This window comes from Desulfitobacterium elongatum, assembly GCF_055378975.1.
Genome location: NZ_AP038772.1, coordinates 4,720,687 through 4,740,644 on the forward strand (window position 1 = coordinate 4,720,687; position 19,958 = coordinate 4,740,644).

Sequence of the window (19,958 nt, forward strand, 5' to 3'; positions counted from 1 at the left end):
TCCCTTCCAGAATGTTAGGAATGCTGGTCATGGTTTTTCTCATAGATCAACAGCAACCCCTCTAAGGTGAGAAATGGATCGACTGAATTGATCTCCCGAGATTCTTCTGAAATGAGTTCAGCCAACCCTCCAGTGGCAATGACTTTCGTTTCGGCCCCCAACTCTTGCTTCATAAGTCGAACGATACCATCAACCTGGCCTATAAAGCCATAATATATTCCCGATTGCATTCCAGCTACGGTGTTCTTAGCAATGACACTCTTCGGCTTGACAATCTCAATCCTAGGAAGCTTAGAGGCGCGTTGAAATAAGGCTTCCGTCGAGATTCCTATCCCTGGAGCAATAGCCCCCCCGAGATATTCACCACGCCTGGATATGGCACAAAAGGTTGTTGCTGTCCCAAAATCTACGATAACAAGAGGACCTCCATACCTATGATAAGCAGCCACAGCATTTACAATACGGTCGGCGCCTACTTCGCGCGGATTATCATAGACTATAGGCATGCCGGTCTTTATCCCAGGCCCGACAACGAGTGGCTCTACGTCAAAATATTTTCGTGCTAAGTTTTCTAGGGTCGGCATAACCGGCGGGACGACAGAGGACATGACTACTGCCTTAATATCTTTAAAGGTTAATCCACTGAAATCAAAAAGGCTTTTTATCACAACAGCATATTCATCGACTGTCCTTGATTTGTCCGTAGAAACCCTCCAATGATGGGTAAGTTTTCTTTGGTTATAAACTCCAAGCACAATGTTCGTATTCCCAACATCAAATACAAGGATCATCTTCATTCTCCTTAATCCGAATTCACTTTTCGTCAACGAATTTTCTTTCGCTCCAGATTCCCGCGTCAAACATTTACCCGAAAGTGCTCTTCCCGATGACTAACCGCCATTAAGGACAATATTGTCCCTCAGTTCTTAATTTGACTTCTCCAGAGGAAAAGGAAATTTCCTTGCCTTCTTGATTTAGGACAAGTTCCCCATTTTCCTGAATTCCTTGGAAAATCCCTGTAAAAGTCTCCCCTGCTCGCTCCACAACGACAGGGCTTCCTAACCCAACAGCGAAAGAGGTCCAACGTTCTCTTAGCCCCTGAGCATCTCCTTGTTCCAAGGCCAGCACTTCTCTTTCCAATTCAAGAAGAATCATCGCCGCCAATTGATTTAGATTGACTTCATGTCCTAATAGCTCCCTTAGGGTTGTTGCCGGTAATTCAGGGCTCAAATTCTGTCGCGCAAAATTCGCATTGACCCCAATCCCAAGGATCAGGGTTTGTACAGTATTCCATTCTCCTGCGACTTCTCCCAGAATTCCCGCTATCTTCTTCCCTTCATACACTAAGTCATTGGGCCATTTAATCCCTACCTTTAAGTCATAAAGAGTTCTAAAGGTTCTCGCTAGGGCAACCCCCGCACTTAAGGTGAGCTTTGCTGCATCGGCTAGGTTAAGCTTTGGCTTAAGTAGGACACTCATCCAAAGTCCGCCCAGAGGGGACTCCCAAACCCTTTGCATACGACCATGGCCAGTCATTTGACGCTTAGCTAAAACAACCGTGCCATGATCCCCACCTTGCCGAACTAAGTCTTTGCCCGAATCATTCGTCGAGGATAATTCATCGAAAAGACATAGTTGTCTGCCTAAAGCGGCTGTTCTTAATTCCCGCTTAAGAGCCCATTCGTCTAAAGAAGCTGGCGCTTTAACAAGACGATAACCTCTTTTTGTCTGAGCTTCAATCTCGTAGCCCACTTTTCTAAGGGCCTGAATTTGTTTCCAGACTGCAGCCCGAGTGATATTCAGGCTCAGACTGATGCTTTCGCCCGATAAAAACTCTCCCTGCTGATTCCCCAGCAGATCTAGGATTTTTTCACGCACGCCCTAAAATTCTCCCTTTTGCCACCGCTCACGGGTGGCTTCTTTGATGTCCCCTATATCTAATGAGAAATCCAATGCCTTCACTGAATGCGTCAGAGCCCCTAGGGAAATTACATCGACACCCGTCTCAGCCACGGCTCTTAGAGAATCCTTCGTTATCCCACCGGAAGCCTCGACGATTGCTTTCTTATCGATGAGTTTGACGGCCTCTTTCATCGCTTGGATATCCATATTATCAAGCATAATGACATCCGCTCCAGCTTCTAAGGCTTCTTCGACTTGCCTAAGACTTTCGCACTCGACTTCGATCTTTACCATTTGTCCAACATGACGTCGTGCCTCTTCTACTGCACGAGCTAAACTGCCTGCCGCGGCTATATGGTTATCCTTAAGCATTACTGCATCATAGAGCCCAAAGCGATGATTTTGACCGCCACCCATGCGCACTGCATATTTTTGTAGCATCCTCATCCCGGGTAACGTTTTCCTTGTATCGGTTATTCTAACCGGTAATCCCGAAACATCCTCAACGGCCTGATGGGTTTTTGTCGCGACTCCCGAGAGGTGCTGTAAAAAGTTGAGTGCCACACGCTCGGCCATCAGAATAGAGCGTACCGACCCAAAAAGTTCGAGAACAACGGTTCCAGTTTTCACCGATTCTCCATCTTCCCTTAACCTCTTAATCTCCATTTGCGAATCAATCGTCTTAAACACCTGCTCTACAACCTCTAATCCACAGACAATACCCTTTTGTTTAGAGTATATCTTCGCGCGTGTCATAGCACTCTTCGGAAAAATAGCAGAGCTTAAATCTCCCGTCCCTAAATCTTCTTGTAAAGCCCTTTCAATCAACTCTTGATATTGGAACACAGCGAACATCTTCAGTCTCCCTCTCTTGTATCGAATGATTCTGCCAACGAAGGTCATCAATGACTGGATAATCTGAGCGGAAATGTCCACCTCGGCTTTCGATCCGAGCTCGAGCCGCTCGGGCAACACAACGGCCAACGGTCAACAGGTTCTCAAGCTCTAATTCATCTACGGAACGGCTAGGTTTGAATGAAATATCCCAATCCCCAATGAGAGTTAAAGCTTTTTCCAAGCCTTCTTCCTCACGTTCAATCCCAACGTACTCCCACATGAGCTCTTGAAGTTCCTTACGTTCCAGCTTACGTTTTGGCTTCTCATCTTTATATCCTTGAACTACCGATTCAGACATGACCTCTTTATCAAGAGAGATGATATCACTCAATTGGGGCATAGGTCGGGAGATACCCATGATATCCTCAACGATGCGTCCCCCGAAGACTAATCCATCCAACAAAGAGTTGCTCGCCAGGCGATTTGCTCCGTGAACGCCGTTACACGCACATTCTCCACTGGCATAAAGATAGGGTAAATTCGTTCTTCCCTGAGTATTCGTTCGAACTCCCCCCATCATATAATGGGCGGCGGGCGCCACTGGGAGTGGGTTTACTAATACATCCACTCCATATTCCAGACAGGTTTGATAAATCATGGGGAAACGATTCAATACCTTTTCTCTACCAAGTGGCCGGAAATCCAAAAAGACTTGACCCTTCATTTGTTCCTTCCAAATCGCCCGTGCCACGACATCTCGAGGGGCTAACTCTTTTCCTGGAATACTTTCCATAAATCGTTCCCCTTGGGAATTCAGAAGCTGCGCTCCTTCTCCTCGTACTGCTTCAGAAATTAAAAAGCGAGGGGCACCCGGAATAAAAAGAGCGGTGGGATGGAATTGAACAAATTCCATATCCATCAATTCTGCACCCGCCCGAAAGGCTGCAGCTATCCCATCTCCTGTAGCGACCTCAGGATTTGTGGTATAGCAATAAAGCTGGCCTAGTCCGCCAGTAGCTAATACGACCGCACGTGCTAAATAAATCTCAAGGTTCTGATCTTTTTCATTAAGACTTAAAACCCCAATGATCTCGCCTTGGGCATTTTTTAATAGATCGAGAACAAAGCGTTCTTCCTTAACTGATATTTTGGAATTCAAGAGAGTCTGTGCAACTAACGTTCGCTCGATTTCTCCTCCGGTTGCATCCCCGTGAGCATGAAGGATTCTCCGCCGACTATGAGCTGCTTCCCGTGTAAAGGCAAGGTGGCCATTAAGTTGATCAAAATTAGCCCCCATACCAATCAGCTCTTCAACCCTGCGCGGGCCGTCCACAACGAGTGCCCGAACAGACTCTGGGTCACATAATCCGGCTCCAGCATAAAGTGTATCCTCATAATGCAGAGAGGGAGAATCATCCTCGTCCAAAGCAACTGCAATCCCGCCCTGAGCATGCTTCGTATTACCCTCAGGGATTTCTTTTTTGGTGAGCACCGTAACTTCTAAACTTTCACTCGCTTTCAGAGCCGTATACAACCCAGCGATTCCACTACCTAAAACCAGAACCTCCGTTGAATAGACGGACACTTCCTCCGGGTGCCAAGGCACTATATAACGTCGCATTTCATCCTCCCATCCGGCAAAATGCCCACCTGTATGACAGGTTCCCTTACTCCAATTTATGGATGACATAATCTTCTCTTAATTCTAGGACTGCTTGTCACTATGTGTCAAGACTCGCTCCCATGAACCTCTTCATCCGTTAACTTCACAGGATTATTCTCTGTATCCACAAAAACAATCTTCGGCCGATACGTCCGTGCTGCCTCATCTGTAAAAATCCCATAGGAAATGATAATCACTTCATCCCCTACTTGTACTAACCGCGCGGCTGCCCCATTAAGACAGATCGTCCCCGATCCCCGTTCTCCAGGAATAACATACGTCTCTAAACGAGCTCCATTATTGTTATTCACAACCTGCACCTTTTCATTAGGGAGAATATCTGCTATCTCAAGCAACTCTTCGTCGATTGTGATACTCCCTACATACTTCAAATTCGCTTCTGTCACCACTGCACGGTGAATCTTTGACTTCATTATCGTTCGAAACATCTATATCTTCCCCTCTACAATTTTGTTATCAATCAGGCGTGTAGCTCCAAAACGAACAGCTAGCGCAATCACAACCAATTCGTTGATATCTATAGCTTTCCCCAAAGTCTCGGCCGAACGAATCTCTACATAATCAATCTCCCCAGAGCTTTCACTTCTTATTTTTTCTTTAATTCGCTCCTCAATCACCTCAGCCCGTCGCTCCCCATCTCGAATCCACTCTTCCGCTGCCTGTAAGCTCCGATTAAGGACCAGAGCTTCAATGCGTTGCTCTGGACTCAGATATACATTTCTCGAACTCAAGGCCAGACCGTCTTCTTCCCTTACGATAGGTACAGCAATGATCTCAATTGAAAAATTCAAATCTCGTACCATCCGGCGAATAATCAAATACTGTTGAAAATCCTTCTGCCCAAAATAAGCGCGATCCGGTTGCACGATATGGAATAGCTTACTGACGACAGTTGTCACTCCCCTAAAGTGTCCCGGTCTGGAGGCTCCGCAAAGGCTATCTCCAAGCTCCCCTACCTCGACATGCGTTAGATTCTTACTCGGATACATTTCCTCGACCTCTGGATTAAAGAGAATATCCACCCCCGCCTCTTCAGCTAGCTTAGCATCCCGCTCTAAATCCCTAGGGTAACTCGAGAAATCTTCCTTCGGACCAAATTGAAGCGGATTCACAAAAATACTCATAACAACGAATGCTCCATCCCGCTTCGCCTCTTCAACTAAAGTGAGATGTCCCCGATGCAAATACCCCATCGTCGGCACTAGAGAGACGCGACTCCCTTTCTCCCGCTGCCCTTTTAAGATTTCCCTGACTTCAGAAATTCGCTTACAAATGATCATCTATCTATCATTCCTTTCTAGAATCTTTTATCACCAAAAAACTTTTAGAAAGACCAAAAGACCCGATAACGTAGCTTTTCGCGCAGAACGAAAGCCGTGGTAGGCTTTCGGCCTTAGCTGAACGACTTCTAGCGGAAGGGCGTCAAATCGAACTATGCTTTTAATGGATAGTGGCGCCACCGGTTCACATGCAGTTAGCAGAAGGGTTTGGCAACGAAAGTGTCCAGTGGACATTTTCTCCCGAGGCGGCATTCCACAAATGATACTCATCCGCTGAAGGTACTCCCTCGGAAGCAAGTGAGGCCTTCGTCCGAATGCTCCGCCGCATTCGAGCCCTGGAGCTATTGAGTGAACGCTGTGTGAAAAGCTACTTACCCGAGACTTTCCTCTATCTATAGGTACTGTGACTCTACTTTAGAAGTCGATTCAACTCCGCCCACACGTCCTTCGGATACTCTCCTCCATTCATTTCCTTCTTCGCTTGCCCTATTTCTAATGTATACAATCCAAGAGCCCGATAAACTGACTCAATCTTTACAGGCATTTGTTCAAGATGAGATTGGAGCACTTCCACATCCCCCCGAGCGATGGGACCTGTTAATGCCTGCGGAAGCCCGACTTGCCCGAGATTTTGTAGCGCTCCTTTCATTAGAGGAAGCAAAGACTCAAGCGCTTCTTCCTTGGCAATGCCCGCCTGTTCAAACAATCGTACAGCTAGGTCTGCTAGAGTGACGAGATAATTTGAGGCGATGACTGCCCCTGCATGATAAAGAGGCTTTTTCTCTGGATCCAGACGGTGTGGAATTCCTCCCAGTTGGCTTACTATTTCTAACCCAACATCCTCTGCATCCCCTTCAATCCCAAAGTGTGTCCCTCTTAACAATTCCACTGCTTGATCAATTCCTGCAAAAGCTTGAAGAGGATGAAGGGATAAGTACTTAATCGGTAAGCTCTGATCGACTTGCAAAGCTCTGGAGCTCATAGAACCAGAGCAATGAATCCATATTTGACCCGGCCTAAATAGCTTTCTCCTCGACAATTCTTCAGCCGCAGAGCGAATCATTCCATCCTGGGTTGTAATAAACAAAACGTCTGTCTCTACAATCCACTCCTCAATGGTGCATTTCTCCCAATGAAGATATCGACAAAATCGGTCATAGGAATCTTCACTTCGTGTATGTACCCCGACCAAGCGATGACCTGCTTGCTCTAACCGAATTGCAATAGCGGTTCCCACGATTCCGGCCCCAATAATCCCGAAATTCATAATACCCCTCCATCAATACAAAAAGCACCCCCACAAACGTGAAGGTGCCCTATTCTCTGGTTTCCTTCACCGTCTCGGTCTAACATGATCCAAGCGGCTTCGTAAGGAACGGCCTGACCGTTCCAATCTTAATATAAGAATATAGTTATAGCGTAACGGCTAAGACCGTACTTAGGAAACATATAGCAAGTACATTGTGAATAGTCTTCTATTGAACCCTCAGCAGTACAACTCGTATCCGATATTGTCTGTCTTTTTCTAGGATTCGATGCGCGAGACCTCTCCTTCTCCTCGAACCTCTGATACGGTTCGCCCGGTAAGAAGGATGTAATCTGGGGCGATTTCCCGTAAGGGAGCAAGTACAAATTCTCGCTGTTCCATGCGGGGATGGGGAAGAATGAGTCGCTCATGCTTCCATTCTTTATTATCATAACTTAAGAGGTCAATGTCAATAGTACGCGGGCCCCAACGAATCTTTCGGACCCGTCCCAAGGAATTCTCGATGTCCTGGCAAACGTCTAGCAAGCTAAGGGGAGATAAACTCGTCTCAAGCTCGATCACTTGATTCCAAAAATCGGGCTGGTCTGTTAGCCCCCATGGTTTTGTCTCATAAATTCCGGATTCCTTAAGGAGCTGAATATCCGGATGCGTTGCCAACCTTCGGCAGCTCTCCTCCAGATGAAAGCCTCTGTCCCCCATATTGCTTCCCAAACTTATGTAAGCTTTCATTCTTTTCGCTCCCTGAAAATTTCGACTGAAACATCTTTGAATATCCCAGGGATAGGGGCTTGAGGCTTATGGACTTCAACACGTACGGCTTCACATGGGAACTCAGTGATCACCTGATCAGCAATTCGCTCTGCCAACTTCTCGATCAGATGATACCTTTCCTCAGTGACCACTTCTCTTATCACCTGATATACTTCTGCATAATTGATGGTATCCTCTACCTGATCGGATTCCCCGACTCGGCGCAAATCCTTAAACAAGTCTACATCAATCAAAAACCTCTGTCCAAGAGTCTCTTCCTCTGGCATCGCTCCGTGATAAGCGAAAAATTCTAACCCTCTTAAGCAGATTCGATCACGCCCCACAAAAGTTCTCTCCCCTCTTCTTTCGATAAATCGCATCTGCCACTTGTATTGCTCTCCGATTTGCCTGTACATCATGTACTCGTATAATATCGACTCCTGAGGCCACACCGATAACACTTGTCGCAATTGTTCCTTCTAGACGCTGATCAACGGGAAGATCAAGCACACTCCCGATCATCGATTTACGAGAGGTCCCGAGTAGAATGGGATGTCCCAGGCCTTTGAGTTCATCTAAACGGCTCATGATTTCTAGGTCTTGTTCTGGAGTCTTACCGAAACCTAACCCAATTCCTGGGTCTACGATAATCTGATCTCCGCTCAACCCCTGTTCCTCAGCCAGACGGATACTCTTCCTTAAGAAGGCCAGGACATCTCCCATCAGATGATGATAGTTCGTCCCTTGCTGGTTATGCATCACAATGACTGGAGCCTGATACTTTCCGACCACACGGGCCATGTCCAAATCCTTTTGGAGCCCCCAAATGTCGTTAATAATATGGACTCCCACATCAAGGGCCTTTTCGGCTACCTTTGCTTTATAGGTATCCACAGAGATTGGAATCGAAACACGTGAAACAAGTGCTTTCAAAACGGGTTCAAGCCGATTCCACTCCTCCTCTGCACTTACGACCTTGTGGTTTAGGCGAGTAGACTCTGCTCCAATATCCAGGATATCTGCTCCTTGCTCAACAAGCTGCTCTGCCTGTTTTAGCGCTGTATCCAAGTTGAAATATCTCCCGCCGTCTGAAAAAGAATCCGGTGTGATATTGAGAATTCCCATCACCAAAGTCCTTTCTCCCAAGAGAAGCTCTTTTCCACGGCACGAGAGGGTACGCGGCTTGGGAGGTTCTAATGATTCGAGTACTACTTTTAGACTTCGCCCCAGCTCCTTTAGTCCAAAAGGTTGGGCGAGAATTTTCTGAGCCAATTGTCGAAGTTGGCGCACTGTCCCGACCAAAAGTATATCTGTCGCCTCGATCTTATTGACGATGACATTCCGATGAACAGAGGCATCCCCGCCTACAGAGAGCATCTCTTGCTTAAGGATATGTGCCACTGGAAGAGGAATATTCTCGATCTTCAAAGCGCGTCCAAGGGGTTTCCCTGCCATTTGCGCAATCCCGCCTGGATCAGATCCGATCTGCTGCATTGCCTTTTTGGCCTCTTGTTCATTATCTAGCTTTATCCAGCGAATAAAATAGTCCTTCATCTTTAGCCTCCCTAGTATTCTGATTTATCCAATTCAAAGGCTCCAATATCGATATGTAGGATTCCACTAGTATGGTTTCATTTATTTCTGCTAACTAACGAATCTCAAATTAGGATTTCCTCCATGGCCTTTGTATATTTATAGCAGGACACTTTACTCTCACAGTTTCTGCAATCTCTCGCCCAATCATCTGCCTGAGCTAGCGCTTGTCCAAGCGTACTTTGTGCCTCTGAGTGCTTTAAGCGATGTTCCTTAATCCCTTGAGTGATAATCTCTACTTCCTGTTCCGAAAACCCACAATCCCGTAGAATCGGTGCAGCCAAACGTGCCCCGACTGGGGCATGATTCTCCTGAGTTTCATACTCTACCCAGCGCCCAATATCGTGCAGAATTCCTGCTGCATAGATGACCTCTTTGCTTAGGGACATCTCTTTACTTTCCAGAAGAGAAATATAGGCTATCCTCGCTACACTTATTCCATGGTCAGAACCATGTCGGCAATACATCCGCTGAGCCTCAGCAAACCTATTCTTTGCACTATATTCCTCATATAACTTATGTTGAAGGATTTGATTGACTCTAGCTATGGGGATCATTTCCTCTCCTCCTCCGTCCCATTATACCGTGTTAGTTTCCAGAGATAAAGGAAACTTACTACAATGCTATTAGCCCCAGAAAAATCCTTCTGGGGCTAAACATTTGTAACTAGAATCTTGCTCTAGTTTTTAGAACAATCCGGTAATCTTCCCTTCAGCATCAATGTCCATTCTCAACGCGGCTGGACGTTTGGGGAGACCAGGCATAGTCATAATCGCACCGGTTATCGCTACGAGGAAGCCAGCTCCTGCAGAAAGTCGTACTTCCCGAACGGTGATCTTGAAGCCCGTAGGACGTCCTAGCACATTCTGATCATCAGTTAAGGAGTACTGGGTCTTTGCCATACAAACGGGCAATTCACCATAACCTAGTTCTGTGTATTTCTTAATAGCAACTTGTGCTTCCTTCGTGAAGTTTACTCCATCTGCTCCATAGATTTCTTGAGCGATCTTTTCAATCTTTTGTTCAATAGGCAATTCTAATTCGTAAAGAACCTTAAAGTTCGACTCTTTGTTATCGACGATATTGAGTACTGCCTTAGCGAGTTCGATACCACCTTCTCCACCTTTTGTGAAGACTTCGGATAGCGCGAACTCTGCACCGAGTTCACGGCAACGTTGAGCGATAAACTCCAACTCTGCGTCGGTATCCGTCGGGAAGCGGTTAATGGCCACGATGGCAGGTACACCAAACTTACCGATGTTTTCAATATGCTTTTCTAGGTTAACAATTCCACGAGCCAAGGCTTCAAGATTCTCAGGCCCTAAGTTTTCCTTAGCAACCCCACCATTCATCTTAAGAGCCCGAACCGTAGCAACGATGACTGTCGCCGCAGGTTTCAAGTTGGCAAAGCGGCACTTTAGATCATAAAACTTTTCTGCCCCGAGGTCAGCTCCAAAACCAGCTTCCGTAATGACATAATCCGCTAGTTTCATAGCAAGTTTGGTGGCTACCACACTATTACACCCATGAGCGATATTTGCAAACGGTCCACCATGAATAAAGACAGGCGTATTTTCTAAAGTTTGGACTAAATTCGGTTTAATTGCATCTTTCATGAGTAGAGCCATTGCACCCTCGGCTTCAAGATCATGAGCAGTAATCGCCTTACCTTCGTAAGTATAAGCCACAACAATCCGCCCAAAGCGCTCTTTAAGATCCATCAAATCATTCGATAAGCAGAGAATCGCCATAATTTCCGAAGCGACGGTAATATCAAAGCCATTCTCACGAGGCACACCTTCAGTCCGTCCACCTAAACCGATAATAATTTTACGTAACGAACGGTCATTCATATCCATAACCCGACGGAACACGACTTGGCGAGGATCAATATTCAACAGATTACCCTGCTGGATATGATTATCTAAAAGGGCCGCTAGCAAATTGTGCGTCGTAGTAATCGCATGGAAATCCCCGGTGAAGTGCAGATTGATATCTTCCATGGGTACGACTTGAGCATATCCGCCCCCTGCTGCTCCCCCTTTAATTCCAAAGCACGGTCCGAGGGAGGGCTCACGTAAAGCGATCATTGCCTTCTTTCCGATCTTAGACATAGCTTGACCTAATCCAACGGTTGTTGTCGTTTTCCCTTCTCCTGCTGGGGTCGGATTGATCGCTGTCACCAGAATGAGCTTCCCGTTCGGTTGATCCTTAAGTCGATCCCAAGTACTTAAATTGATTTTGGCCTTATACTTCCCGTAGAGTTCAATCTCATCTTCTAATAAATCCAGAGATTGTGCGACATCCACAATGGGTTTCATACGGGCCTCTTGGGCAATTTCAATATCTGTTTTCAACTTTCTACACCTCTTCCAACGTTTTAAATATCTTGTTCTCTACTATTGTGTAATCGATAAATGTTATGTACTACTATAATCATTTCGCGAAATATATCAATTTCCCTTCTAGTTGCAAACAAATATTTTGAAGATTGTAATAAATTCTCCGAAGGTTCTTATTCTCTCATTGACTTCCATCAAGTGAAAAGGGGGAGCGTCTGGTTTGCCCTTGCCAAGACGATCCCCCCCTAATATTCAGATAATCTATCCAGGACCTAACGTCCTTATCTCATTCTCACAGCTAATACTGTTTGTCTGGTTTGCGATTCTACAAAAGCATCTTCGGCGAAACCCACCTTCAGCCGTTAGGCTATCTTTTGAGCGTGCGGCTTCGGGCGAAACCCTCCACCGGAGGCTTTCGTCACCGGAGGCTTTCATCACTGGAAGCTTTCATCACTGGAAGCTTTCGTCATTAAAACTTTCGCTGTGGCGGTTTTCTTATGTTGGTTTCTTAATCGGAGCGCTTCCTTTATACGATGGAATCTGCACCGTCTTCCGTACAACACTGACGGAAATTCCTGATTGTTTGAGTGTCGCTGCTTCTAACTTCGTGAAATAATCCAAGAGTTGATCCTGATTCCCAATGGCAAGGATTTCATAAGGTACCCCTTCTCCCCGGGTAATCGGCACTTGATTCACTAGCTTTGTGGAGCTTCCACTCAGAACAATTGCTGTCGATCCAACAATTCTCTGACCATTGATGCTAATTGCTTCTGCCCCCGCGAACTTCAGGGTGTTGGCGATCTTCAGTAAATCGTCTGGGGTGAGGGGAAAGACTACTTTATGCTCTTGTTGACGGTCATCGATCGTAATCAGAATTCCCGGTCCCTGGACCTCCACTGTCCCTTCCATCATCTGATACCGATCCAGCTCAGCAAGTAACTGAGGGCTGGTTCCCCCAAGTTTTCTAGCCTGGTCTAACTGCTCTGTCAACACTTTATTTTCATCCCTTAATTGTTGACTCTCGGCCTGAGCATCTGCTAACAAGTTCTTTACAGACCCCGTTCTTTGAATCTGAATCTGCTCAAGTTCAGCGACATTCTTCTGGGTTTGTATCTGTAAGGTGATAAGGAATCCCATTGCGATTGCAACAAGAGTAACCGGAATCGCAAGTGTATGCTTCTTCATTACTTTGCCCCCTTTATGGGCTCAGCATAGCGAAACTTCTGAGCTTGCCCAGCAGGAATCACAAGTGGCTCTGTTGGTGTTTCGAGTTTACGGGTGATCCCATACTGCTCTTGATATTCACCCAAGAGTTCCCAAAAGTAAAATTTCAAGGCGGATTGAAGATGATTCACATCTCCTACCGCTTCGATGACATAGGGGGGCATTTGGCGCGTCTGGTTAATCTGAATGAATGCCCCGCTGCAAAATATCTCCGTGCTACTCATGATCCTCTGTCCATTGACAGAGATTGCTTCTGCTCCGCCATTCCATAGCCAGTTAACTATATTTCGAATATATTCTTCATGAATAATGTAATATGCGGGGTCGTCCTTTCTCTCTCGGGTCCCTGAGTCATCCAGAGTAATTCGGATTCCAGGGCCGGTAACCTTAGTTAACCCAGCATTAAGTTGCGCCGAAGCAAGTTGCTCTAGGACTACGTTAGAGGCGTTCTGACCCTCCTGATATTTAGCAAGTTCCTGCCGAAGCTTTACATTGTCATTTTTGAGCAGTAGATTTTCTTGCCCTGTTTGAATTAAGGCAGGAAGAGAAGTATCAGCTCTTGCACTGGTACTCCCTTGAACACCACCCACCTTGAGCAACGTCATAAACATGATACCGAGTGCAACAGCAGCGCTCGCAACGAGGAGCTTACTACCTTTCGGCCATGACATAATTCCATACACCTCTTATTCGTGGTTAAAAGTCTTGACTTGCTCTTTGGGAAAGAGGACACCGCAAGACGGTGTCCTCTTTAAGATTCCTATGAAACGATTATTCGCTGAGCCACTCTTCGCCTGCTTTACGATATTCGCATATTTCTTCAGGTTTGAAGTAAAGTGCAATCTCACGTTCTGCACTCGCCACGGAATCGGAACCATGAATCACGTTTCGGCTGATATCCATTCCGAAGGCGCCGCGGATCGTCCCAGGATTGGCGCTGGCTGGATTTGTCGAGCCCATAAGTTCACGGGCAATCGCCACCACATTTTTCCCTTCCCAAACCATTGCCACCACTGGAGAAGACTTAATATAACTGACCGTTGGTTCGAAGAAGCTCTTTCCTTTATGCTCAGCATAGTGTTGCTCTGCTAAAGCTTGGTCGACGTTCATAAGTTTCATCCCAACGAGTTTACAGCCCTTAACTTCAAATCGTGCGATGACTTGCCCAACTAGCCCGCGCTGTACAGCATCGGGTTTGAGCATGATGAAGGTTTTTTCCACCCCTACGTCCTCCCTAATCGATCTTATTATTTTCGTTTTCCCAGGTTGTCCCGCTCAATCCCTCAGTCTTTACCGTATTTTGGAGCTCATCTGTAGTACTCTCTGGAGTAGATACTACAGCATCAGAGCTTTCCACCGATATATTCGGAGTCTCAACGGCCTCTTTGGCTTCTTGATTCACAGAGATCTCTGAGACTTGCGCGGCTTCCTTAGGTTGGTCGAACTTGGACATAAGATCTGCAAACTCTTTCGCTTCTAGGGTCTCTTTTACCATTAAAGCTTGGGCAATAGCTTCAAGCTTATGCATATTTTCTTGGAGAAGAGTCTGTGCTTTATGATAACACTCATCGATGATTCGGCGTGCTTCTTTATCAATTGCATAAGCTACTGCTTCGCTGTAATTACGATCTCGGGCAATATCCCGTCCGAGGAAGACTTGACCTTCCTTCTGTCCAAAAGTTAGTGGCCCAAGTTCATCAGACATCCCAAGTTCTGTAATCATCTTACGTACGAGTCCTGTAGCACGTTCAAGATCATTTGATGCCCCGGTGCTAATTTCATGAAGGACAAGGGCTTCGGCAACCCGCCCACCTAAGAGCATCGTGACTTGATCGAGCAACTGAGATTTTGTCATATAGTTTCGATCTTCCTTAGGAAGAAGAAGAGTATATCCTCCCGCTCGTCCTCGTGGAATAATGGAAACTTTGTGCAAGGGATCTGTATGAGTCAGTAGCTCACCCACCAAGGCATGACCTGCCTCATGATAGGATACAAGCTTTTTCTCATATTCACTGATAACTCGACTCTTTTTCTCTGGTCCAGCAATAACCCGCTCAACCGAATCTTCTAAAGCATTCATGCGGATTTCCTTCTCGTTTCGTCGTGCGGAAAGCAAGGCTGCTTCATTCACCAAATTCGCGAGATCCGCTCCCGTAAATCCAGGTGTCCGTCGTGCTAGAACGCTCAGTTCCACTTCATTACTTATAGGCTTTCCTTTAACATGAACCTTCAGAATCTCTTCGCGCCCTCTGACATCAGGTACATCTACAACGACCTGTCGATCAAAGCGTCCTGGTCTTAAAAGCGCAGGATCGAGAATGTCGGGACGGTTAGTCGCTGCAATGATGATGATTCCTTCATTCCCGTTAAAGCCATCCATCTCGACAAGGAGCTGATTGAGGGTTTGTTCCCGCTCATCATGGCCGCCACCAACTCCGGCACCTCTCTGACGTCCGACAGCATCAATCTCATCGATAAACACAATACAGGGTGCGCTCTTTTTTGCTTGTTCGAATAAATCCCGAACCCTAGAAGCACCTACCCCTACAAACATCTCTACAAAATCAGATCCGCTAATACTAAAGAATGGAACACCAGCCTCACCCGCCACAGCACGTGCTAGGAGAGTTTTACCTGTCCCAGGAGGGCCAAAAAGCAGAACCCCTTTCGGAATTTTCGCTCCAAGTTCATTAAACTTTTTGGGGAACTTCAAGAATTCCACAACTTCTTGTAGTTCTTCCTTGACCTCATCTGCCCCAGCAACATCTTCAAACGTCACCTTTTTCTTCTCGTCACCCACAAGGCGTGCGCGGCTTTTTCCAAATTGCATGACCCGGTTACCACCACCTTGGGTCTGTTGCATCATGAAAAAGAACAAGCCGACAATGAGTAGAATGGGTAACATCGTCGAAATCAGGCCAGCCCACCATGGAGACTGAGCCGGTCGATTGGTCCGGTAAGATACATTATGCTTGACCATTTCTTGTACGAGTCCGTTGTCACCGGAAGGTCCAATCACATTATGCTTTTTACCATCTTTCGTTGTGACGTCATAACTATTCACATTCTGGTCGGTTGTTGTTACTACCTCTTGAACCCTATCCTCAACCACCGCTTTATAGAACGTGGTATAATCCATGTCCAAGGCCTGGCTTACGGGCGGGTTGGCCCATTTGATGAGCATGATTGCAAGTAGGATAATTAGCAAATAAATCGCAGCGTTTTTGAAAAACTTCAAAACTCTGGTCCTCCCCTCTACTGGAAAAACCGCCTCGGGTTACGAGGCAATATTACATATTGTACCACGGTTAAGACCCTTTTACAACGAATCTTCCGTCTTCTTCTGACCTCTTATTCTCGCTCATCTTAAAAGTGCTATAAAGCCCGTATCAGCAGTCCTGTGACTTTTTCTTCTGAGCATGCTCGATAACGGTCCCCCACTCTCACACCCGGAATCCAAAGAATATCTTCTCCGTAAGCAAGTAGAGGAACCCCCTGCCTAGCTTCTTTGCCAACTTTGCCTTCTTGGAATATTTTCTTTAATTTCTTATGTCCTACCCCACACAACCACATACTATCCTTTGGTTGACGCTCTCTCCATCTTAGGGAATCCTTATTCTGCTCAAGTTTCTTTCGGTCAAGATAGACCTTTTCAATTTCAACGCTCCCAGGGGACGATCCGTAAGAGTCGAACGTACCTTCTGATTGGTCCTCAAAGAGTCCGATTTTCCATTCTTGGCCCTTTGTATCCTTCCAGTGAATCCATTCCCCGAAATTCATCCCTTGGGGTAAAGGTGAGCAGACATGCTCAGTCTTATTCTCCTCATCGTCCTTTGGTCTTTTGAACCAGATGCCATGGTAATCAATAGAAACCCTCAGACCCGGTAAATCCTGACTCCAGCCAACCTGACCCTCTGAATCCATAATCTGCCCAACATAGGAATACCCTATTCCTCGTGGATCTCCGGAAATTTGGCTCACTGCCTTCCGAATGAGTCGAGACTGAATCGCCTTCGGTGCTTTAAAAACTTCATGTCTTAGGCCAATCTCACTAGAAGAGCCTTCTAAGGCATATCTTCCCCAAACTTTCTCGGCATCCTCAGTTAAGTATTCCTCATCCCAACGCAAAAGCTCTGCCATCCGACCGAGGGCTTCCTTGACTCGAGGATTGTATTCTCGTTCCAACTCAGGGAGAAGCTGCAATCGAATCTTATTTCTCGTATAGATAAGGTCTGCATTGGAACTATCGAAGGCAGATGGCAGCTGCTCCTTCTGGCAATACTCAAGGATTTCCTCTTTACCTATCGATAGAAAAGGATGAATGACCTTCCCCTTGCGAGGATATATTCCACCTAATCCAGCTGTTCCACTCCCCCGTATCAGTCGATATAATACTGTTTCAGCCTGATCTCCCAAATGATGAGCCGTTGCAAGGAGAGTACATTCTTCCTTGACCATATCTTCTTTCCAGCGGGTATATCTCCACTCCCTGGCTGCGGTTTCAAAGGATTGCCCGGATGACTTGGCATAAGCTTTAGCATCAAAACGATGAACAAGGCAAGAGATCCCCCAATCCCTCGCCAATGTCTTAACCATCTTCTCTTCTTCATCCGATTCCTTGCGAACGCCATGGTGTACATGCGTCATTACCAAGGAAAGTCCCCTATCCTTCGCCTCATTGGTATAGCGCCACAGAATATGACCCAGTGCTACCGAATCAGGACCTCCAGAAACAGCCACTAGAATTCGAGAATGTGGTGGAATAAGTTGCGGCAAAATCTGCTGCTTCAGCTTCTCGTACAAGCCTGCAATGACCTCCTATCATTCCAGAACGTTCTTCTTAACAACTAAAACAACTCCATCATCAAACATTTCATTTGAACTCATGCTTTTGGCCTCACGGACGATTCCATCCGCGACTTCTTGAGAAGTATTAGGTTGTTGCTTTTCTAAGAAAGTTCTTAGCCAATCTGTCCCATCTTTTAGTATATCCTGAATCCCATCTGTGACAAGCACCAAGTATTCATCCGCAAGCAATTCCTCTTCAATGATCGAAATTTCGATATGGTTTAATATCCCCACAGGAAGACTAGAGGATTCGAATACACGAACTTCATCCTGTCCCTTGATATAGGAGGGGCACGCACCGACCTTAATGAGCTTCATCTCATCGGATTCTAAATTCATAATTCCCATATCTAAGGTTACAAAACTTTCCTCGGGAGATCGTAGGACTAAGATAGAATTTAGGGCCTGGATTGCACCTTCCGGTTCAAAGCCAGTATTCAGTAATTGCTCCAGAAGATTTAAGGCTGTAGAGCTAAGCTTTGCCGCTCCTTCACCAACCCCCATTCCATCGCTGACGATGAAAGCATGATGGGTCGGTGAGAAAGCCAAGGAAGCATAATTATCTCCGCTCATTGGATTGCCACTTTTTGTGAAGGATGCTACTCCGACATCGAGAAACTGTCTTCTACGTCGGGCTAAGCTTGAAGGTTTTACTTGTTCGAAATTGTGCCGCGCATTGAGCTCTTTGGCAAGGTGCCCTATAACTTGAGATACACTTTGGAATTGTCGTGATAGGGCTTCTTGGTTTGCGGTAAGCCTCGATTTCCAGGATTCCAAGCTCTTTTCATGCTCCATAATAAATTGTACCCCAAGAAGCATCTCTTTAAGCTTCCCACAGTGACGTTTCCAGTCCACCGGAAGATCCTGAGGCTTTACTTCTCCCTCTCGTTCGACAAACTCAAAGAGATTAAACAAATAGTGATAGGTTTTATAAAATTCTCGAGTCCAACACGTATCAATCGTAGGACAGGTTTTACATACTCGTTCGACGAGAACATTCATTAACTCAGGGATTTCCGGTTTAGATTTTGAGACCTCGGCTTCAGCAGCCTGCGCACTGTAGGAGATCTGATCAAAGATTTCTGCAACCGTCTTAACCTTTGTCACCGTCGATTCTACTTCAGGCATCGGCTTATTCTTCAAGAAATCGGTCTTGCGTGTCGTACCCGGGAAAACGAGAAACAATAGCAGGCCAACTCCTGACGAGAGAAGCTGAGAATATACAGCATCAGGTTGTAAATACACTGTGAACATCAGCGTGATCCCTGTGAAGGCTAATCCTATCCCTAGTTTTCCTAGTTTTTGGAAAACTCCCGTTCCAAAGCCGGCAAGGCCATATATTCCTGCGGCTATGAGGTTCTCTACACTAACTTCAAGCTGAGGGAGAAACCCTAGCATAGCCCCTACCCCAGCAGCCGCCCCTGCTCCAAAACGCTCAGCAACAAATAGAATAAAGAAACTTAAGACGACGACGGAGAAGTTAATGTGTCCGATTACAACCCCTTGTAAGCCACTCAACACTCCGATCAAAATGACTAACCAAGCAATTCCCTGCTCTCGGGTGAAGTTTCCTCTCCATATCGCTTCTTGGTGACGGAGAGCATACCAAAAGATAATTCCGAAGCCGCCATTCAATATACTTAGAAGAACGGCTTTCATCCCCATCATCATATCGGGTTTAGCAAAACTCAAAGCGATGAAGGAGACAACCCCCGTAATGAAAGCGGTCAATATCCCTAGATATACCCCTTCCCGCTTTCTTCCGCGAAGATACGGAATGGAAAGACTCAGAATCAGTAAGGTAAGTAGCGTCTGAAGTGCAGTAGGAAGATCCTTCAAAATGATTGAAGATAAGCCCACCGCAACCCCCAATAGACCCATGATGGTCCCTTTTCGCCCATTCAGCATTAAGGCCGCTCCAAATCCTATACCAAAAGGGTACAACCCTAAGATACTCCCACGAGCAATCAGCCCTCCAAGGACAAAGGGCCAAAGATGCCCCTCTAAGGTAATCCGCTCTCTTCGCAGACCATGCTTTGGTTTCAACGTTGCCCATTCAGCCATAATGTCACCTCTTACCATTTAATGTAAACATTATAACTTAAGACTTTAGCAAAGCTTGTCTACCCGAGTCAGATATTCCTAACATCTTTCGACCCTATTCCACCTTCTCATTCTAATCCTCATTTTTTCTTGTCAATACCCAAAAATCCTACTTCATTTATCTCCCA

19 protein-coding genes are annotated in these 19,958 nt (G+C 46.1%); all 19 read right to left on the reverse strand.

The features are described from left to right. Window positions 1-14 precede the first annotated feature (14 nt). On the reverse strand, window positions 15-791 hold the full coding sequence (locus ACZ42W_RS22180; RefSeq protein ID WP_464167407.1) for a type III pantothenate kinase: 777 nt from the start codon (window positions 789-791) through the stop codon (window positions 15-17). Between the two features lie 109 nt (window positions 792-900). Next, window positions 901-1,878, reverse strand: a complete 978-nt coding sequence (locus tag ACZ42W_RS22185) for a biotin--[acetyl-CoA-carboxylase] ligase (RefSeq protein ID WP_464167408.1) — start codon at window positions 1,876-1,878, stop codon at window positions 901-903. Window positions 1,879-1,881: 3 nt separating this feature from the next. Next, window positions 1,882-2,757, reverse strand: a complete 876-nt coding sequence (gene nadC, locus ACZ42W_RS22190) for a carboxylating nicotinate-nucleotide diphosphorylase (RefSeq protein WP_464167409.1) — start codon at window positions 2,755-2,757, stop codon at window positions 1,882-1,884. Next, window positions 2,723-4,360: an L-aspartate oxidase gene (gene nadB / locus ACZ42W_RS22195; protein WP_464167410.1), complete on the reverse strand. Its 1,638-nt coding sequence runs from the start codon at window positions 4,358-4,360 to the stop codon at window positions 2,723-2,725. The genes nadC and nadB overlap by 35 nt, the downstream gene beginning before the upstream one ends. Before the next feature lie 107 nt (window positions 4,361-4,467). Then, window positions 4,468-4,851 (reverse strand): aspartate 1-decarboxylase, encoded by a 384-nt coding sequence (panD, locus tag ACZ42W_RS22200; RefSeq protein WP_464167411.1) that lies wholly within the window; start codon window positions 4,849-4,851, stop codon window positions 4,468-4,470. Further along, window positions 4,852-5,703: a pantoate--beta-alanine ligase gene (gene panC, locus ACZ42W_RS22205; protein ID WP_464167412.1), complete on the reverse strand. Its 852-nt coding sequence runs from the start codon at window positions 5,701-5,703 to the stop codon at window positions 4,852-4,854. A gap of 30 nt (window positions 5,704-5,733) precedes the next feature. Continuing rightward, the gene (locus ACZ42W_RS22210; RefSeq protein WP_464167413.1) at window positions 5,734-5,973 is read right to left on the reverse strand and encodes a hypothetical protein; all 240 of its coding nucleotides are present in this window, start codon (window positions 5,971-5,973) and stop codon (window positions 5,734-5,736) included. Between the two features lie 139 nt (window positions 5,974-6,112). Further along, window positions 6,113-6,970: a Rossmann-like and DUF2520 domain-containing protein gene (locus ACZ42W_RS22215; protein ID WP_464167414.1), complete on the reverse strand. Its 858-nt coding sequence runs from the start codon at window positions 6,968-6,970 to the stop codon at window positions 6,113-6,115. Between the two features lie 258 nt (window positions 6,971-7,228). Further along, on the reverse strand, window positions 7,229-7,699 hold the full coding sequence (folK, locus tag ACZ42W_RS22220) for a 2-amino-4-hydroxy-6-hydroxymethyldihydropteridine diphosphokinase (RefSeq protein ID WP_464167415.1): 471 nt from the start codon (window positions 7,697-7,699) through the stop codon (window positions 7,229-7,231). Next, the gene (folB, locus tag ACZ42W_RS22225; protein WP_464167416.1) at window positions 7,696-8,064 is read right to left on the reverse strand and encodes a dihydroneopterin aldolase; all 369 of its coding nucleotides are present in this window, start codon (window positions 8,062-8,064) and stop codon (window positions 7,696-7,698) included. The genes folK and folB overlap by 4 nt, the downstream gene beginning before the upstream one ends. Beyond that, on the reverse strand, window positions 8,054-9,274 hold the full coding sequence (gene folP, locus ACZ42W_RS22230) for a dihydropteroate synthase (protein ID WP_464167417.1): 1,221 nt from the start codon (window positions 9,272-9,274) through the stop codon (window positions 8,054-8,056). Before folP ends, folB begins: the two co-directional genes overlap by 11 nt. Window positions 9,275-9,378: 104 nt before the next feature. Continuing rightward, the gene (locus tag ACZ42W_RS22235; protein ID WP_464167418.1) at window positions 9,379-9,870 is read right to left on the reverse strand and encodes an HD domain-containing protein; all 492 of its coding nucleotides are present in this window, start codon (window positions 9,868-9,870) and stop codon (window positions 9,379-9,381) included. 129 nt (window positions 9,871-9,999) lie between these two features. Next, entirely contained in the window at window positions 10,000-11,670 is a 1,671-nt protein-coding gene (locus ACZ42W_RS22240) for a formate--tetrahydrofolate ligase (protein WP_464167419.1), read from the reverse strand. Between the two features lie 480 nt (window positions 11,671-12,150). Then, entirely contained in the window at window positions 12,151-12,840 is a 690-nt protein-coding gene (locus ACZ42W_RS22245) for a DUF881 domain-containing protein (RefSeq protein ID WP_464167420.1), read from the reverse strand. Beyond that, window positions 12,840-13,550 carry a DUF881 domain-containing protein gene (locus ACZ42W_RS22250; protein WP_464167421.1) on the reverse strand — a complete coding sequence of 237 codons (711 nt, stop codon included), beginning with the start codon at window positions 13,548-13,550 and terminating at the stop codon, window positions 12,840-12,842. Before ACZ42W_RS22250 ends, ACZ42W_RS22245 begins: the two co-directional genes overlap by 1 nt. A 100-nt stretch (window positions 13,551-13,650) precedes the next feature. Continuing rightward, the gene (gene ndk / locus ACZ42W_RS22255) at window positions 13,651-14,100 is read right to left on the reverse strand and encodes a nucleoside-diphosphate kinase (RefSeq protein ID WP_464167422.1); all 450 of its coding nucleotides are present in this window, start codon (window positions 14,098-14,100) and stop codon (window positions 13,651-13,653) included. A gap of 13 nt (window positions 14,101-14,113) precedes the next feature. Next, complete coding sequence (ftsH, locus tag ACZ42W_RS22260) at window positions 14,114-16,117, reverse strand: ATP-dependent zinc metalloprotease FtsH (RefSeq protein WP_464167423.1); 2,004 nt, start codon at window positions 16,115-16,117, stop codon at window positions 14,114-14,116. 137 nt (window positions 16,118-16,254) lie between these two features. After that, window positions 16,255-17,682 (reverse strand): tRNA lysidine(34) synthetase TilS, encoded by a 1,428-nt coding sequence (gene tilS / locus ACZ42W_RS22265; RefSeq protein WP_464167424.1) that lies wholly within the window; start codon window positions 17,680-17,682, stop codon window positions 16,255-16,257. Between the two features lie 18 nt (window positions 17,683-17,700). After that, window positions 17,701-19,791: a SpoIIE family protein phosphatase gene (locus ACZ42W_RS22270; protein WP_464167425.1), complete on the reverse strand. Its 2,091-nt coding sequence runs from the start codon at window positions 19,789-19,791 to the stop codon at window positions 17,701-17,703. Window positions 19,792-19,958 lie beyond the last annotated feature (167 nt).

What these genes read in the sequence shown, in the direction of transcription:
- ACZ42W_RS22180 (WP_464167407.1), bottom strand. Translation starts at nt 791, where the DNA reads ATGATCCTTGTATTTGATGTTGGGAATACGAACATTGTGCTTGGAGTT.
- nadC (WP_464167409.1), bottom strand. Translation starts at nt 2,757, where the DNA reads ATGTTCGCTGTGTTCCAATATCAAGAGTTGATTGAAAGGGCTTTACAA.
- nadB (WP_464167410.1), bottom strand. Translation starts at nt 4,360, where the DNA reads ATGCGACGTTATATAGTGCCTTGGCACCCGGAGGAAGTGTCCGTCTAT.
- panD (WP_464167411.1), bottom strand. Translation starts at nt 4,851, where the DNA reads ATGTTTCGAACGATAATGAAGTCAAAGATTCACCGTGCAGTGGTGACA.
- panC (WP_464167412.1), bottom strand. Translation starts at nt 5,703, where the DNA reads ATGATCATTTGTAAGCGAATTTCTGAAGTCAGGGAAATCTTAAAAGGG.
- ACZ42W_RS22210 (WP_464167413.1), bottom strand. Translation starts at nt 5,973, where the DNA reads ATGAGTATCATTTGTGGAATGCCGCCTCGGGAGAAAATGTCCACTGGA.
- ACZ42W_RS22215 (WP_464167414.1), bottom strand. Translation starts at nt 6,970, where the DNA reads ATGAATTTCGGGATTATTGGGGCCGGAATCGTGGGAACCGCTATTGCA.
- folK (WP_464167415.1), bottom strand. Translation starts at nt 7,699, where the DNA reads ATGAAAGCTTACATAAGTTTGGGAAGCAATATGGGGGACAGAGGCTTT.
- folP (WP_464167417.1), bottom strand. Translation starts at nt 9,274, where the DNA reads ATGAAGGACTATTTTATTCGCTGGATAAAGCTAGATAATGAACAAGAG.
- ACZ42W_RS22235 (WP_464167418.1), bottom strand. Translation starts at nt 9,870, where the DNA reads ATGATCCCCATAGCTAGAGTCAATCAAATCCTTCAACATAAGTTATAT.
- ACZ42W_RS22245 (WP_464167420.1), bottom strand. Translation starts at nt 12,840, where the DNA reads ATGAAGAAGCATACACTTGCGATTCCGGTTACTCTTGTTGCAATCGCA.
- ACZ42W_RS22250 (WP_464167421.1), bottom strand. Translation starts at nt 13,550, where the DNA reads ATGTCATGGCCGAAAGGTAGTAAGCTCCTCGTTGCGAGCGCTGCTGTT.
- ACZ42W_RS22270 (WP_464167425.1), bottom strand. Translation starts at nt 19,791, where the DNA reads ATGGCTGAATGGGCAACGTTGAAACCAAAGCATGGTCTGCGAAGAGAG.